The organism is Actinoplanes couchii (assembly GCF_016862075.1).
In the GTDB taxonomy this organism is placed as follows: domain Bacteria; phylum Actinomycetota; class Actinomycetes; order Mycobacteriales; family Micromonosporaceae; genus Actinoplanes; species Actinoplanes couchii.
This window is the reverse complement of sequence record NZ_BOMG01000090.1, coordinates 38,885-54,204: the sequence shown is the minus strand read 5'-3', so window position 1 is coordinate 54,204 and position 15,320 is coordinate 38,885. Positions and strand designations below refer to the sequence as shown.

At 69.8% G+C, this 15,320-nt stretch carries 13 protein-coding genes; 9 read left to right on the top strand and 4 right to left on the bottom strand.

The annotated features are described in order from the left end of the window. The first annotated feature begins 356 nt into the window (after positions 1-356). The gene (locus tag Aco03nite_RS35895; protein ID WP_203804062.1) at positions 357-908 is read left to right on the top strand and encodes a YbaK/EbsC family protein; all 552 of its coding nucleotides are present in this window, start codon (positions 357-359) and stop codon (positions 906-908) included. Between the two features lie 29 nt (positions 909-937). Here the strand turns inward: Aco03nite_RS35895 and Aco03nite_RS35890 are convergent, their stop codons facing one another. The 4 genes from Aco03nite_RS35890 to Aco03nite_RS35875 form a co-directional block, all read right to left on the bottom strand. Beyond that, on the bottom strand, positions 938-1,579 hold the full coding sequence (locus Aco03nite_RS35890; RefSeq protein ID WP_203804055.1) for a DsbA family oxidoreductase: 642 nt from the start codon (positions 1,577-1,579) through the stop codon (positions 938-940). A 61-nt stretch (positions 1,580-1,640) separates the two neighbouring features. Further along, positions 1,641-2,072 carry a SufE family protein gene (locus tag Aco03nite_RS35885; RefSeq protein WP_203804054.1) on the bottom strand — a complete coding sequence of 144 codons (432 nt, stop codon included), beginning with the start codon at positions 2,070-2,072 and terminating at the stop codon, positions 1,641-1,643. A gap of 382 nt (positions 2,073-2,454) precedes the next feature. After that, the gene (locus tag Aco03nite_RS35880) at positions 2,455-2,847 is read right to left on the bottom strand and encodes a CBS domain-containing protein (RefSeq protein ID WP_203804053.1); all 393 of its coding nucleotides are present in this window, start codon (positions 2,845-2,847) and stop codon (positions 2,455-2,457) included. A gap of 33 nt (positions 2,848-2,880) precedes the next feature. Next, the gene (locus tag Aco03nite_RS35875; protein WP_203804040.1) at positions 2,881-4,614 is read right to left on the bottom strand and encodes a proline--tRNA ligase; all 1,734 of its coding nucleotides are present in this window, start codon (positions 4,612-4,614) and stop codon (positions 2,881-2,883) included. Positions 4,615-4,702: 88 nt separating this feature from the next. Here Aco03nite_RS35875 and Aco03nite_RS35870 point away from each other — a divergent pair, with 88 nt between their 5' ends. From Aco03nite_RS35870 to Aco03nite_RS35835, 8 genes are all read left to right on the top strand, one after another. After that, on the top strand, positions 4,703-5,602 hold the full coding sequence (locus Aco03nite_RS35870) for a sulfurtransferase (protein WP_203804038.1): 900 nt from the start codon (positions 4,703-4,705) through the stop codon (positions 5,600-5,602). Positions 5,603-5,682: 80 nt separating this feature from the next. Beyond that, entirely contained in the window at positions 5,683-6,261 is a 579-nt protein-coding gene (locus Aco03nite_RS35865) for an RNA polymerase sigma factor (RefSeq protein WP_203804036.1), read from the top strand. A 57-nt stretch (positions 6,262-6,318) separates the two neighbouring features. Continuing rightward, positions 6,319-7,158 (top strand): zf-HC2 domain-containing protein, encoded by an 840-nt coding sequence (locus Aco03nite_RS35860; protein ID WP_203804034.1) that lies wholly within the window; start codon positions 6,319-6,321, stop codon positions 7,156-7,158. Beyond that, the gene (locus tag Aco03nite_RS35855; protein ID WP_203804032.1) at positions 7,155-8,015 is read left to right on the top strand and encodes an ABC transporter ATP-binding protein; all 861 of its coding nucleotides are present in this window, start codon (positions 7,155-7,157) and stop codon (positions 8,013-8,015) included. Before Aco03nite_RS35860 ends, Aco03nite_RS35855 begins: the two co-directional genes overlap by 4 nt. Next, positions 8,012-9,487 carry a hypothetical protein gene (locus Aco03nite_RS35850; protein ID WP_203804030.1) on the top strand — a complete coding sequence of 492 codons (1,476 nt, stop codon included), beginning with the start codon at positions 8,012-8,014 and terminating at the stop codon, positions 9,485-9,487. Before Aco03nite_RS35855 ends, Aco03nite_RS35850 begins: the two co-directional genes overlap by 4 nt. Next, positions 9,484-10,164, top strand: coding sequence for a hypothetical protein (locus Aco03nite_RS35845; RefSeq protein ID WP_203804027.1), 681 nt, complete (start codon positions 9,484-9,486; stop codon positions 10,162-10,164). Before Aco03nite_RS35850 ends, Aco03nite_RS35845 begins: the two co-directional genes overlap by 4 nt. Before the next feature lie 606 nt (positions 10,165-10,770). After that, positions 10,771-12,537, top strand: a complete 1,767-nt coding sequence (locus Aco03nite_RS35840; protein WP_203804024.1) for an HSP90 family protein — start codon at positions 10,771-10,773, stop codon at positions 12,535-12,537. Then, the gene (locus Aco03nite_RS35835) at positions 12,537-15,317 is read left to right on the top strand and encodes a tetratricopeptide repeat protein (protein ID WP_203804014.1); all 2,781 of its coding nucleotides are present in this window, start codon (positions 12,537-12,539) and stop codon (positions 15,315-15,317) included. The genes Aco03nite_RS35840 and Aco03nite_RS35835 overlap by 1 nt, the downstream gene beginning before the upstream one ends. Positions 15,318-15,320: the final 3 nt, after the last annotated feature.

The following is a 15,320-nucleotide window of genomic DNA, read 5'->3' as shown; positions in this document are numbered from 1 at the left end:
CGACCACCGTCCGCTTGCCGACCACCGTCCGCTTGCCGACCACCGTCCGCTTGCCGACCACCGTCCGCTTGCCGACCACCGTCCGCTTGCCGCCTGCCCGCCGCCTGCCGACTGTGGTCCGCTGTTTGCTGTCTGCCGTCGCCTGTGTTGGCGCCTGCTGTCCGTTGCCTGTTGTCGGCTGCCAGCCGTGAGTTGGCCTTCGGAAGTCGGACCCCTGGAAGTCGGACTCCGGGTTGGATGCCGGGGCCGAAGGGCTGGGGTCGGACGGTGGGGGTCGGTCTCGGGGGATGAGTTGGGCTGACCATCTCGCGGTGGATGTGCCGATGGGGGTGGGCTGGGCGAGGATGGGCGTCATGATGGGAAGCCTGCAGACCGAATCTGCCCAGTCACGTCCGGACCTGCTCGCGGCGCCGGTGGCCAAGGCGTTGGCCGTGTGGCCGGTGGAAGGGCCGATCGACGCCGACCAGGTACTGGTGGCGCCGATTGACCCGACGCTGGCGGATACGGCCGCGTTCTGTGAGGCGTATGGGGTGACCCTGGCCGAGTCCGCCAACTGTGTGATCGTTGCCGGTAGTCGAGGTGGGGTGGCCAAGTACGCCGCCTGCATCGTGCTCGCCACCACCCGCGCGGACGTCAACGGTGTGGTCCGGCGTCAGCTCGACGTTCGTAAGGCCAGTTTCGCGCCGATGGACGACGCGGTTTCGTTGACCGGGATGGAATATGGCGGCATCACCCCGATCGGCCTGCCAGCGGACTGGCCGATTCTGGTCGACTCCCGGGTGGTGGCCACGCCGCATGTGATTGTCGGTTCGGGAGTCCGGCACAGCAAGATTGCGATCGCTGGTCCGGCTCTCGGGGCGCTACCGAACGCGGTGGTGATCGACGGACTCGCCCGAGAGGTCTCCTGACGCGATTCGATGATGTTTCACGTGAAACATCATCGGCCGGCGTTGGCGTCCTCGCGTCGGGTGATCTCCGTTAGGGCTGACAGCAGCGTCTCCGGTTCCTGGGCGCCGGACACGGCGTACTTCCCGTCGATCACGAACGTCGGGACGCTGCTGATGCCGAGCGCGCGGGCCTCGTCGATGTCGGTACGGACCGCGGTGGTGCCGGCCTCCGACTCCAGGTAGGCCAGCGCCTCCGCGGTGTCCAGCCCGATCGATCCGGCGGCCGCGGCGAGGGCCGGCAGCGACCCGATGTCGACGCCGTCGGTGAAGTGGGCTCGCTGCAGGGCGTCCAGCATGTCCGCTTGCCGATCGTGGGACGCGGCCCAGGTGATCAGCCGGTGCGCGGCGAAGGTGTTGGCGGCGATCGCCCGGTCGAAGTCGAGCGTCAGCCCCTCACCCGCGCCGATCGTCGCCACCTGAGCGAACATCTGCTCCGCACGCTGCACCCCACCGAATTTGTCGGCCAAGGCCTCTTTGAGAGGCAGCGGCTCGGGTACGGGTGTGGCGTCCAGTTGATACGCCCGGTACGTGACCGTCACCGCACCGTCGAAGGACTCCAGCGCCTTCTCGAGACGGCGCTTGCCGATGTAACACCAGGGGCAGATCACGTCCGACCAGACCTGAATATCCACGTCACTCCGTCTTGGGGGGATTTGTCGCTCAGCTACGGGGCACGTCGAAGGGCATGTGGAATCAGGACGCCGGCTGCTCGGCGACCTGACGTTTGAGGCGGGCCAGGACGGCTGTTCCACCACGTACCCGCAGAGGGCTGATCGCCTGGGAAAGGCCCATCCGGGCGTAGAGGTCATCCGGCACCGCCAGGATCTCAGCGGCCGAAGCCCCGGCCAGTCCCTCGGCGAGGATGCCGGCGAAGGCCCGGGTGGTCGGCGCCTCCGGCGGGCAGTCGAAGTAGGTCACCACGCTGCCGTCCGGCTGCACGACCGCCTTCAGGAAGAACTGGGTCTGACACTCCGGCACCTGCTCCATGCCCTCGTGCCCGGCCAGTTCCGTGGGCAGAGGCGGCACGGCGTCGGAGAACTCGAGCAGCATCTCCAGCACCACGTCACGAGGCGCGGAGGCAAACTCATCGACGATCTCAGCCAGTTTCGGCGGCATGTCACTCACACTCCGACCCTACGCGGATCTCCCGCCCGCGCCCGCCCTGGTCCCGCGCGCCCACTACTCCTCCGCGAGTGACATGAGGACTTGCCCGAGTCGGCGACTGACATGGGGAGTCACCCGAGTCCGCGACTGGCACGAGGCATCGCCCCAGTCCGCGACTGAGGTAAGGCATCGTTCGAGTCCGCGGCTGACACGGGGAATCGCCCCGGTTCGCGGCTGAGACGAGGCATCGTTCGAGCCCGTGACTGGCACGAGGCATCGCCCGAGTCGCGGCGGAAATCGGCGGCGGGTGACAGCGCGCGCCGTCCGGTGCAAGACGGACGGCACGCGTCGCGATGTCGAGCCCGCGCTTCGCGTCTTTCCAGTGGGCGGGTTGCGGGATGGGTCAGGCGGCGGCTGGGGAAGTCGGGAGCAGGGCTATGTCGCTCAGGCTCAGGATGCCGACCAGGTTGCGGTCCGCGTCGCAGACCAGCAGGCGGCGTACGCCCCGGTCCCGCATCGCCTGGACGGCCTCCTCGACCGTCGCGCTCTGCTCGACCATCAGCAACTCCCGGGTGGCGATCGAGCCGAGCGTCGTGGTGGCCGGCGCCTGATGCTCGGCCACCGCCCGGATCACGATGTCCCGGTCGGTCACGATGCCGGACAGGGTCGGGCCCTGTGTGACGACCACGTCGCCGATGCCCTGATCCCGCATGGCCTGGGCCGCCTCGTCCAGCGGGGTGTCTGCCGGCAGGTACACGACCTGCCGGGTCATCGCGTCAGCAACCAGCCTGACCATGCTTCCGCCTCTCCACCACTGTCGCCCCATTCGTTACCCGGCGTCCGCTCTGATTACACCCGCCACGTCCACCATCGGTACCTCCGTCCGTTCTTGCGTCTTGCGGTCCCGGATTTCGACCAATCCCTCGCCGAGACGACGGCCGACCACGACCGCCTTGGGGATGCCGATCAGCTCGGCATCGGTGAATTTCACCCCGGCCGACACGTTGGGCCGGTCGTCGACGAGAACTCGCAGACCGGACCGGGACAGGGTGGCGCCCAGCTCGAGAGCCGCCTCCACCTGACCGTCCTTACCGGCGGCGACGATGTGCACGTCGACGGGCGCGATCGCGGCCGGCCAGACCAGACCCCGGTCGTCGTGGTGTTGCTCGGCGACGGCGGCGACCGCGCGCGAGACACCGATCCCGTACGAGCCCATGGTCGGCCGGACCGGCTTGCCGTCCGAACCCAGGACGTCGACCTTGAACGCGTCCGTGTATCGCCGGCCCAACTGGAAGATGTGCCCGATCTCGATGCCCCGGCGCATCGTCAGCGTGCCCTCGCCGCAAGCCGCACACGGGTCGCCGGCCCGCACCTCGGCGGCCTCGATCGTGCCGTCGGGGGTGAAGTCCCGGCCGGCCACCACGTTCGTCGCGTGCCGGCCCGGCTCGTTGGCCCCGGTCAGCCAGGACGTCCCGGGGGCGACCCGGGGATCGGCGAGGTATCGGATCTTGATGCCCTGCGGGCCGATGTAACCCTTGACTAGATCGGGGGACGCCGCGAAATCGTCGAAGAGGGTCGCGGTGGCCGGGGACAGCGCCGCTTCGAGACGCTTCATGTCGACCTCGCGATCACCGGGCACACCGATCGCCAGCAGCTCCGGATCGCGGCCGGGGTGGTCCACGGTGACCACCACGTTCTTCAACGTGTCGGCGGCCGTCCAGTCGTCGCGCCCGCCCAGCCGCCGGTTGTTGGCCAGCTCGACCAGGGCGGCGATCGTGGGGGTGTCGGGGGTGTCGTGCACCTCCAGCGGGGGCGCGGTGGCCAAGACGGGAGCCGGCACGGGAGTGGTCACGGCCTCGGTGTTGGCGGCGTGATCACAGACGGTGCACCCGACGAAGGTGTCCTCCCCCACCTCGGCGGCGGCCAGGAACTCCTCGGACGCCGAGCCGCCCATCGCACCCGACGTGGCCGAGACGATGGTGTGCTCCAGGCCGATCCGGGTGAAGACGCGCTGGTAGGCAGCGCGCATCCGGCCGTACGCCGCAATCGATCCGGCCTCGGAGAGGTCGAACGAATAAGCGTCCTTCATCAGGAACTCGCGACCGCGGAGCAGACCGCCACGGGGCCGTGCCTCGTCACGGAATTTCGTCTGGAACTGGAAGAGCAGGATCGGATAGTCCCGGTACGACCCGGTCATGTCCTGCACGAGCAGGGTGAACATCTCCTCGTGGGTGGGGGCGAGCAGGTGGTCGGCGCCCCGCCTGTCCTTCAGGGTGAGGAGCAGATCCCCATACTCCGTCCAGCGGTTGCTCGTCTCGTAGGGCTCGCGGGGCAGCAGAGCCGGGAACGAGACCTCCTGGCCGCCGGCGGAGAGCATCTCCTCCTGGATGACGGCGGTGATCCGGTCGAGGACCAGTTTGCCGAGCGGGAGCATGGTGTAGCCGCCCGGCGCGGCGCGGCGGATGAAACCGGCGCGCACGAGGAGGCGGTGACTCGGCACCTCCGCGTCCGCCAGCTCCTCACGAAGGGTCTTGAGAAGCAAGGTGGACATCCGAAGCAACATGGAGCGAGCTTAGGCACCCGGTGCGACGAACTCATCCAGTTATCCACAGGCGCGCGGCGACCCTCTCGGTGGGACTAGCGTTGTCGGCATGTCCGTTCCGAGTGATCCGGCGCAGGCGCTGCAGGCGTACGCGCACCCAGACAAACTGGTCACCACCGAGTGGCTCGCCGCGAATCTGGAAACTCCCGGCCTGGTCGTCGTCGAATCGGACGAGGACGTGCTCCTCTACGACACCGGCCACATCCCCGGCGCGGTCAAGGTCGACTGGCATCTGGAGCTCAACGACCAGATCAGCCGGGACTATCTGGACCCGGCGGCGTTCGCGGCGTTGTGCGCGGCCAAGGGCATCGGCCGCGACGACACGATCGTCTTCTACGGCGACAACTTCAACTGGTGGGCGGCGTACGCCCTCTGGGTCTTCAGTCTTTTCGGGCATCGCGACGTGCGGCTGCTCGACGGCGGCCGGCAGAAATGGGCGGCGGAGGGCCGCACCCTGACCAGGGACAAGACGGTCCGGCCGACCGCCGACTACCCGGTTCCGGTGCGCAACGACGCGGAGATCCGCGCCTTCCGTGACCAGGTGATGGGCCACATCTCCAGCGGGCGTCCGCTGGTCGACGTCCGCTCGCCCCAGGAGTACACCGGTGAGCTGACTCACATGGCGGCTTATCCACAGGAGGGCGCGCTGCGCGGCGGGCACATCCCGGGCGCGGTCAGCAAGCCGTGGAAGTCGGCGGCGAACGAGGACGGTTCGTTCAAACCGCACGACGAACTCATCAAGATCTACCGCGACGAGCTGGGGCTGGAGTCGGCGGACGACATCATCGCCTACTGCCGGATCGGTGAGCGGTCCAGCCACACCTGGTTCGTCCTGCGGCACCTGCTCGGCTATCCCCAGGTCCGCAACTACGACGGCTCCTGGACGGAGTGGGGAAACCTGGTCCGGGCACCGATCGTCAAGGGCACGGAGCCCGGTGGACTGAGCTGAAATCCCTGATGGCGCTGCCTTTTCGGCAGCGCCATCATTTTGCGTGAACCAAATCGAGGCCCGTCGGCGATAGACCAGATGTGCGACGGAGAAGACAACGACCGGTCCCCCCGGTCAACGAGCAGAGCAGCGATGCCGAGCTGCTGCGTGCCGTCGCCGCGGAGCAGACCGCGGCGCTGCGGATCCTGCACCACCGGCATGCCGGCTGGTTGCGCGCCCGGCTGCGACGGCGCTGCGCCGACCCCGATGTGATCGACGCCGCGATCCAGGACACGTTCGTCGCGGTCTGGGACGACGCCCATCGGTATGAGGAGAGGGCAGCCGACGCCGCGGCCTGGCTGTGGACCATCGCCGTCCGCCGTCTGGTGTCCGCGTTGCGGGGCCCGGCCCACCGCTGGCTGAGCGACCCGGCCGCCGACCTGTCCGACGACGTCGCCACCACACCGTCCGCTGAGGAGCTGGTGCTGCTCGGTGTGGAGCACGGCGCCCTCGGCCCGGCCCTCGACCGGCTCTCCCCCGAGTTGCGCAGCCTGATCGAGGCCACCGCGCTCGACGGCCTGACCGTGCGTGAGGCGGCGAAGCTGTTCGGCATCCCCGAGGGCACCGCCAAGAGCCGGCTGACACGCGCCCGCACCCGCCTGCGGGAGCTCCTGACATGACCAGCCCCGACATGACCAGCCCCGACTTGACCGTCCGCACCTCGGAGGAGGCGCCACATGACCGCTGAATGGCACGTCGATTCCGAGCTGCGCGAGCAGTATGAGCGTGGTGCTCTCGAACCGAGTCGGCTCATGGCCGTCGAGGCGCACATGCTGGCCTGCGCCGGCTGCCGTGGCGAGATCCAGGTCGACATCACCTGGCTGACCGGCAACTTCTCGGTCGTCTACGACAACATCCACGCACCCAGGATCGGTCCGGTGCAGCGGTTGCTGGCCCGGGTCGGTCTGCCCGAGCACCGGTGGCTGCTGCTCACCGCCACTCCGGCACTGCGCTGGTCCTGGCTCGCCGCGACGATCGCGGTCCTCGGGCTGGCCATCGCTGGATCCCTGCTGTCCTGGAGCGGTGACCCCGGCGCCGCGAGCACGTTGTTCCTGGTCCTGGCACCGATCCTGCCGGTGATAGCGGTCTCCGGCGCCTACGGCCCGGCTGTCGACCCGATGCACGAGATCACCGGTACCACCCCGTCAGCCGGCCCGGCGCTGGTGCTGTGGCGGGCGGTTGCGGTCATCAGCATCGCGACGGTGATGGCCGCCGTCGCCGGGCTCCTGATGCCCGGGCCGGGGTGGCTGGCGGCGGCCGGCTGGTTGCTGCCGGCCCTGTTGCTCTGCACCGGGACGCTGGCGCTCGCCACGATCCTGTCCCTGCCGGTGGCCGCCAGCGTGCTCGGTGGTCTCTGGCTCACCGGCCTCCTGGCGGTCCAACAGGCCCAGGAGGAGGTCTTCGTGCCGACCCTGTTCGGGCCGTCCGCACAGATCAGCTATCTCGCCGCGGCGGCCGTCGCCGCAGCCGTCCTGTTCCGGCGGCGGAGCCGCTTCGACCTGGGGGAAAGTCGATGACCACGGTGACTGTCAGCGGTTTGTCCAAACACTACGGCGCGCGGACCGCGCTCGACTCCGTCGACATGACGATCGACGTCGGGGTGACCGGGTTGCTCGGCCCCAACGGCGCCGGCAAGAGCACGCTGCTGCGGTGCCTGGCCACCGCGCTCGCCCCGGACGACGGCTCGATCCGGGTGTCCGGGCTCGACCCGGCGGTGCCCGCGCAGCGGACCGAGGTCCGCCGCCGGATCGGCTACCTGCCACAGAATCCCGGGCTCTATCCGAACTTCACGGCGTACGACCTGCTCGATTACGTCGCCGTGCTGAAGGAGATCACCGAGACCCGGCGCCGACGGGCCGAGGTGCGGCGGGTGCTCGGCGAGGTCGAACTCACCGATCGTGCCAAGACCAAGGTGCGCAAACTCTCCGGAGGGATGCGACAGCGACTGGGCCTGGCCCAAGCGCTGCTCGGCGACCCCGCCCTGGTGATCCTGGACGAGCCCACCGTCGGGCTCGATCCCGAGCAGCGGATGCTGTTCCGGGCACTGGTGTCGCGGCTCGGCGAGCGGCGGACCGTGCTGCTCTCCACCCATCAGACCGAGGACGTCGGGGCACTCTGCGAGCGGGTCGTGGTGATGAGCGGCGGCCGGGTGATCTTCGAGGGCAGCCCCCGCGAGCTGGCCGGAGTGGCCGAGGGGCAGGTGTGGCTCTCCGAGGAGCCACCGAAAGGCAGCACGGCCTACTGGAGGAATGCGGACGGCCTCTACCGGACGATCGGGCGGCAACCGGCCGGTGCCGAGGCCACCCGGCCGTCGATCGAGGACGGCTACCTGCTGTTGCTGGGCGCCGCCGCGGCTGCCGAGGTGGCCCGATGACCGTCACCATGGACCGGCCCACGCACCCCGCGCCCGCTGCGAGCGTGGCGACGATGGCCCTGGCCCGGGCCGAGACCCGGCGGATGTGGCACAGCCCCTACTACTGGATCGGCCTGTTCCTGTCCGTCGCCCTGACACTCGTCTGGTCCTGGACCAGGATGCCGACCTGGGAGACCTTCCACGAGAACGTCGGCATGGCATCCCTGATCCTGGGCGCCGGTCTGCTGCTCGCCACCCATCTCGCGGCCGGGCGGGACCACCGTGCCGGAGCCGAGGAGAGCATCCGCACGATGCCCGCCGGTCCGAGCCGCCGCAGCCTCGCCCTGCTGGTGACAGTGCCGATCGCCGCGGTCACCGGGGCGATCGTCTACGCGATCTCGCTGCTGCTGTTGCTGCCGACCTGGCCGGTCGGGCGGTTCAACCTGTGGGCGGCGTTGGTCGTGCTCGTCATCCCGGCCATCGGGGCCGCCGTCGGCGTGGCGGTCGGCCGGTTGCTGCCCCATATCGCGGCCGGTTCGTTGACCGTCGTCGCACTGATCGCCGCGATTTTCGTGCTGTTGATCGTCGGGCAGGGGCCAGGCGGGGTAGCGGACGCGCTCTTCCCGATTCCGTTGATGGTGTGGGACTTCGGCACGAGCTATCCGTTCGGATGGCACCTGCTCTACCTGCTGGGGCTGTTGACGCTGGCGGTCGCCGCGGTGTGCCGGCCCGCCGTTCCGAAGACCTCCGCCGTGGTCGCCGTGGTCGCGGTGCTGGCCGCCGGACTGTCCGTGCATCGGGAAGCCGCCGCGACGCCGGATTTCATCGAAACGGAAGAGGTCCTGCAGGCGATCGCCCCGGACAAGCTGGACTGCCGGACGGAGCAGGGCGTGCGGTACTGCGCGCTGCCCGGCTACGGCGGTTGGATCGAGCACTGGCGGGAAGCGGTCGAGCCGGTCGCCGCGTTGTTGCCGGCTAATGCCGACCGGCCTTCGGTACGACAGATCGCCGACATGTTCGATCAGAAGCCGATGACACCCGGGTATCCGGAAATGATCGTCGGGGACACCTGGGGCCGGATCGGTGGCTGGGCCGAGGACTCCAAGGAGCGGGTGGTTCGCGACTACGTGGCTGCCTCGGTAGGGCTTCTCCGGGTCGAGGACACCGGGGTGTGGGATTCCTGCGACGCGACCGGGCAGCATCGCGTGGTGGTGGCCATGTGGATGCTTGCGCAGGCCGCGCCCGGTAAGAACCTGACCGTTCCCCGGGTCCGTCACAGCCAGGCCGAGGTCGACGCTGCCGAGATGCTGCTGGCGAAACCTCGTGAAGAGGTCTTGGGCTATCTGGCCGAGCACTGGTCCGAAATCCTCGACCTGTCGGCCACCGGATTGGCCGGGATCGGCGTGACGATCACACCGCCGTCGGCTCCGGCCGGAGCGCAGACCGTCCCGGACAGTGCGACAGCCGGTCGTGATCGTGGGGTCTGCCCGTGACCAGGTTGCTCACCATGCACCTGATCCGGGCCGTGCCCTGGTGGCCCTTTGCCGGGGCGGTGGTGTTGGCGCTGGTCGTGCAGGCTCCGGTGTTCCGGGCTTCGGTGCTCCGGACGGAGGCAGATCCGCGGATGACGGTGATCGGGTTGCTGTTGGCGGCAGCGGTTCTCGGTGCGGCGGCCGGATTCGCTCTGCCTGATCTGATGACGTTCACGGTGATCACGCCAGTTGCTCGGTGGCGGCGGCAGTGGTTGCGCCTCGCGGTGCTGCTTGTCCCGGCGACGCTGATCTGGGTGCTGTTGTATGCCGGCGCCCGGATCGTGGTGGGGCCGGCAGCGATCTGGCCGGACGGATTCGTGATCCTCCAGGCGGCGGTGTGCGGGCTGCTGCCGGTTGCCGCAGCGGCGATCGGTGCCCGTTATCGGGTGGAGTCCATCGGGGGTCTGTTCGGGCCCACGGTTCAGGGCGTTGCCATGGTCGTCTCGCTGTTCTTCACCGAGCGGAGTTCGCCGTGGCCGTTTCCGGTCACCGCGGAATGGACCACGGCTCAGCGGTGCTGGCCGTTCGCGCTGGTGTTGATCCTGGCCATGCTCCTCCTCGCCAACCGGGAGATGCCACCCCGGCCGATCGGGTTCCGCCGTGCCGCCGGCAGACCCCTGAGTCCGGGCGTCGCCTGAGGGGCGGCCTTTGACCGGTCGCTGACCGCGACGGTGGATCGGGCTGGGGGAAACCGATCCAACGGGGGCCGTCGCGGTCGGCGCCCTTTCCTGAAAGGCGCAGCCAGGGCATGGATTGGCGGCTTTCGTCACAGCAGCGCTTGGTCCGAGGAGTCTTGGGATCCGCAGCAAGAGCGCGACCTGAACGGCAAGGCGCGGCCGGGACAGCGAGGCGCGGCCCGGATGGTGAGGGCGGGGCTCGGGCAGCGATGGCAACGGCGTGACCAAGACGGTTGGGCTGAGGGCGGTGGCCAGGTCGCGCGGCCCGGGCGGCGAGGGGCGATCCGGGCGGCGAGGGCGCGCCGTCTGGGCGGTGCGGCGGGGTTTGGGCAGCGACGGTGGGTGCGGGTTGGGCTTGGGCGGCGACGGTGGTCAGGTGGCGCGGCGGGAAGGTGGGGTGCGGGCTGGGCAGGGCGGCGTGGGAGTTGTTCGGGGTGGTGTGGTTGTGGGCGCGGGGTGTGTTTGGGGAGGTGAGGGTGGGTGGTGGTTGGGGCCGGGAGCCGAACGGGTGGCTCTGTGGGGCGTATCGGTCGGAATTTGTCGGTGGTAGGCGGTACCGTGCCGCGCGTGAGCAACACGTTCCAGGTCGACCTGCGGGGCATCGTCGATCTGCTCAGCCACCACCTCTACGCGAGCCCCCGCGTCTACGTCCGTGAGCTGCTGCAGAACGCTGTCGATGCGATCACGGCGGTCGGGCCGGAGCACGAAGGCGTCGTGGTCATCACGTCGTCGGATCGCAGTGGGGACGGCACGCTGCGGATCGACGACAACGGGATCGGGCTGACCGAGGCGCAGGTGCACGAGCTGCTGGCCACGATCGGGCGCAGTTCGAAACGGGACGAGCTGGGGTTCGCCCGGCACGAGTTCCTCGGGCAGTTCGGCATCGGGCTGCTCTCCTGTTTCCTGGTCGCCGATGAGATCCGGGTGCACACCAGGCGCGGTGACGCCACACCGGTGCTGTGGACCGGATATTCCGACGGGCGTTACGACGTGCGGCCGGGCGACGACCGCGAGCCGGGCACCACTGTCACCCTGATGCCCCGCCGGGGTGCCGAGCATTACCTGACCGCGGAGACCGTGGCCGAGCTGGCCGGGACGTACGGCGCGCTGCTCCCGGTTCGGGTGATGGTCGACGACCGCAAGGTGACCGTCGGCACCGTCCCGTGGAACCTGCCGCCCGAGTCCCGGATGGCCTACGCCGAGCGCACGCTGGGTTTCCGCCCGTTCGACGTGATCGAGCTGGACGTGCCGGCGGCCGGCCTGACCGGTGCCGCGTTCGTGTTGCCCACCCCGGTGAACCCGGCGACCAGGGGCGGGCACCGGGTGTACCTGAAGCGGATGCTGCTGTCCGAGAGCATCGAGGGCCTGCTGCCGGAGTGGGCGTTCTTCGCCCGTTGTGTGGTCGACAGCACCGAGCTGCGCCCGACCGCGAGCCGGGAGGCGCTCTACGACGACGGCCTGCTCGCCGAGACCCGGGAGGCGATCGCAGATCAATTGCGCGGCTGGCTGGTCCGGCTGTCGACAACCGATCCGCGCCGCCTGGCCGCGTTCCTGAGCATCCACCACCTCGGGGTGAAGGCGCTGGCCCTGCACGACGACGAGATGCTGCGGCTGGTCGAGCAGTGGTACCCGATGCAGACCAACATGGGTGAGGTCACGCTCGCCGAGTTCCGGGCCCGGCACGGGGTGCTGCGTTACGCGTCGACGGCCGACGAGTTCCGTCAGCTGGCCGCGGTGGCCGCCGCCCAGGACGTGGGGCTGATCAACGGCGGTTACGTCTACGACGCCGAGCTGATCCAGAGGCTGGCCCTGGTGGATCCGGAGGTGCGTGCCGAGCGGCTCGACCCGACCGATCTGACCACCCGGTTCACCGCCGTGGACACCGAGGCGGAGCTGCGGTTGCGCCCGTTCCTGGCGGCCGCCCAGCGGCGTCTGGACAGGCTGGGCTGCGAGGTCGTGGTGCGGGTCTTCGATCCGGTCACGCTGCCGGCCCTCTACCTGGTGAGCCGGGAGGCGGCGTTCCAGGACGAGTTCACCGCGAGCCGGGATCAGGCCGACGACCTGTGGGGCGGGGTGCTCGACGCGCTGGCCCGCACGGTTCCGTCGGATCGCCCGCAGCTGGTGCTGAACCATCGGAATCCGCTGGTCCGGCGGGTGACTGCGCTCGGTGACGACGAGTTGGCGGGTCTCGCCGTGGAGTCGCTCTACGGTCAGGCGCTGCTGCTCGGCCACCACCCGATCCGCCCGTCCGATGCGGCCCTGCTGACCACGTCGTTCCTGGGCCTGCTGGATCGTGCGGTGCCCGGCGAGAGCCACAAGAAGGACCAGGACTGATGAAGACCGCTGAGGACCTGTGGGAACTGCTCGGCGAAGCCGACAACCTGCCGTACGGGTCGGCGCAGATCGCGATGGTCGAGCAGGTGCTCCGCCATGTCGACGCCACCGACGACGCCGCGCTGAAGTTCTACACCCGGCTGTTCGCCACCACCGCCTACATCTACGGCGGCGAGCCGGTGAAGGCGTTCCCCGCCTTCTCCTGGTGTGTGTCCGATTTCGACCGTAACCCGGGCCCGTACCACGAGCAGTGGAAACACAACCTGCTGTGGCTGTTCAAGAACATGGTCAGTTCTCTGACGACGTTCCCCGAGGTGCCGCTGGAGCGCACCCGGGCGGTTCTCGACGACATGGAGCGCCGCTACCGCGAGTCCGGTCACGGCCTGCAGCCGGTCTTCAAGCACCGTTACCTGATCGCCCGGCACGTCGGCGACCGGGAGGAGGCGGAGTCCTGGTTCAAGAAGTGGCAGGCCGCACCCCGTAACGCGCTGTCCGATTGTGCCGGTTGTGACCCGACGACGCTGGTCCGGCATCTGGTCGCCGCCGAACGGTTCGAGGAGGCCGCCGAGCTGGCCGGCCCGGTGCTGGCCGGCGACCTGTCCTGTTCCGAGCAGCCGCAGAACATCCTCGGCGAGCTGATGACCGTCTACCTGAAGACCGGCCGCCCACAGGAGGCCGCCGACGCACACCGGCGCTCCTACCTGCTGGAACGCAACAATCTGGCGGATCTGTGGGAGATCGGCGGGCACATCCGGTTCTGTGCGCGGACCGGTAACGAGCATCGCGGCCTGGAGATCCTGCAGCGCCACATCGACTGGCTGGACCGGGCGCCGTCCCCGGCCGCGGCGATGCATTTCGCCGCGGGCGCGGTGCTGCTGCTGCGCCGGCTGACCGAGCGTGGGCACGGCGATTCCCCGATCCGCCGGTCGGATCGGCCGGACACCACCGCGGCCGAGCTGGCCGGCGAGCTGGCGACGTTCGCGCTGGAGCTGGCCGCTCGTTTCGACGCCCGCAACGGCACCATGCACCAGACGAGTGTGATCACCGATCTGATGAGCGCCGCGCCGTTCGAGGTGGAGATCCCGCTCGCGGCGACGGCGCGGATCACCGCCGCCAGGCCTGTCGAAAAGCCGGAGCGAGAGCCGGAGCCGCCGGTTCGGGTGGACGAGAGCGCCTCCCTGGCCGAGCTACTCGATCTGGCCGAAAAGTATCAGCGGGATGATCGCGAGGACGCGGCCCGGCAGGTCCTGGCGGTGTTGGAGCAGCGGCCACCGGAGGATCCGAGGTCCGCGGCCCGGCTCTGGGCGCTGCGCGGGTTCCTGCTGCCCGACGAGGAGTCCGGGCAAATGGTGGAGCACTGGGAGCGGGCCGCCGAGCTTTTCGCCGAGTCCGGCGACGCCGGTGAGGCGAGCATGATGCGGGCCCGGCTGGCGGTGCTGCGCGCCCGGGACGACGAGCCGACTGCGGAGCTGCTGGCCGTGGTCGAGGCGAACGTCGCCCACCACGACGAGCACGGTGACGCGGAGAGCCGGGCGAGCGCCTGGATCCGGCTGTCGCAGATGTTCCGGCTGATGAACCGGCTGGACGAGGCGAACGAAGCGGGGGACCGGGCGGACGGCTTCGCCGCGGAGACCGGTGACCCACGCCGGCGGGCCTATCACGCGATGGTCCGGGCCCAGAACCGGGCGATGAACGACGACCGTGACGAGGCGGTCGAGGCGGCCCGGCAGGCGTGGGAGTTCTACCGCGTGCACGGCCCGGCACAGCGCGGCGCCGAGGTCGCCCTGATGCTCGGCCAGCTGACCGAGGACACCGTGGAGGCGGTGGACGCGTTCGGTGACGCGGCGACCCGGGGCCTGCCCGGCACGGCGCTGGCCGGCCGGCTCAACCGTGGCCGCGCGCTGTTGAGCCTGGACCGGCCGATGGAGGCGATCGACGATCTTGTCGAGGCGATCGCGCAGCTGGACACGAACGAGTACGGCGAGGAGACCGGCGTCTTCGCCCGGCAGGACCTGGCGCAGGCCTACCACCGGGCGGATCGTCCGGCGGAGGCGGCCGAGGTGGCCGAGGAGGCGCTGCTCGGTTTCGAGCGGCTGGGCTATCCGGAACCGGCGGCCGACACCCGGTTCCTGCTCGCCGCCGTCTACCGGAGTCTCGGCGACAACGATCAGGCGCTGGGCATCTACCGGACGTTGATCGAGGGCCTGGCGGACAATCCGGTGGGCCGGGGCCAGGTCGGCGAGCAGGCCGGTCAGCTGCTCTACGACCTGGACCGGGATGCCGAGGCGGCGCTGACGTTCCGGGCCGCGGCCGCGTCGCTGCACGAGGCCGGCGAGTTGTCCGCCGAGCTGCGGGTGCTGCGCCGCCAGCTGATGGCGCTGAACTACGCGGACGACGTGCCGCAGGCGGAGGAGCTCATCAAGTTGGCCGCGCGGCGGTTCGAGGAGTTGCCCGACGAGCTGGCGCAACAGCCGGGCGTACGGTGGACCCGCTCGATCTTCTCCTTCGAGGTCGGCAATCTTTACCTGCGCCGGGATCGGCACGCCGACGTGGTGCCGCATCTGCGGGGCGTTCCGGAGCAGCTGCGGGAGATCGGCGCCGACGACGAGGCCGCCCGGGCGGAGTGCATGTTGTGCGAGGCGCTGCTGCATTCCGGATCGGAGGCCGAGGCCGCGCGGTTGCTGAGTGTGCTGCTGGAGCGGTTGGGCCCGGACACCCCGGTGCGGGAGCTGGCGGCTGACCTCTACGAGGAGGCCACAAATCGGCTGAACGACCGTTAAGCT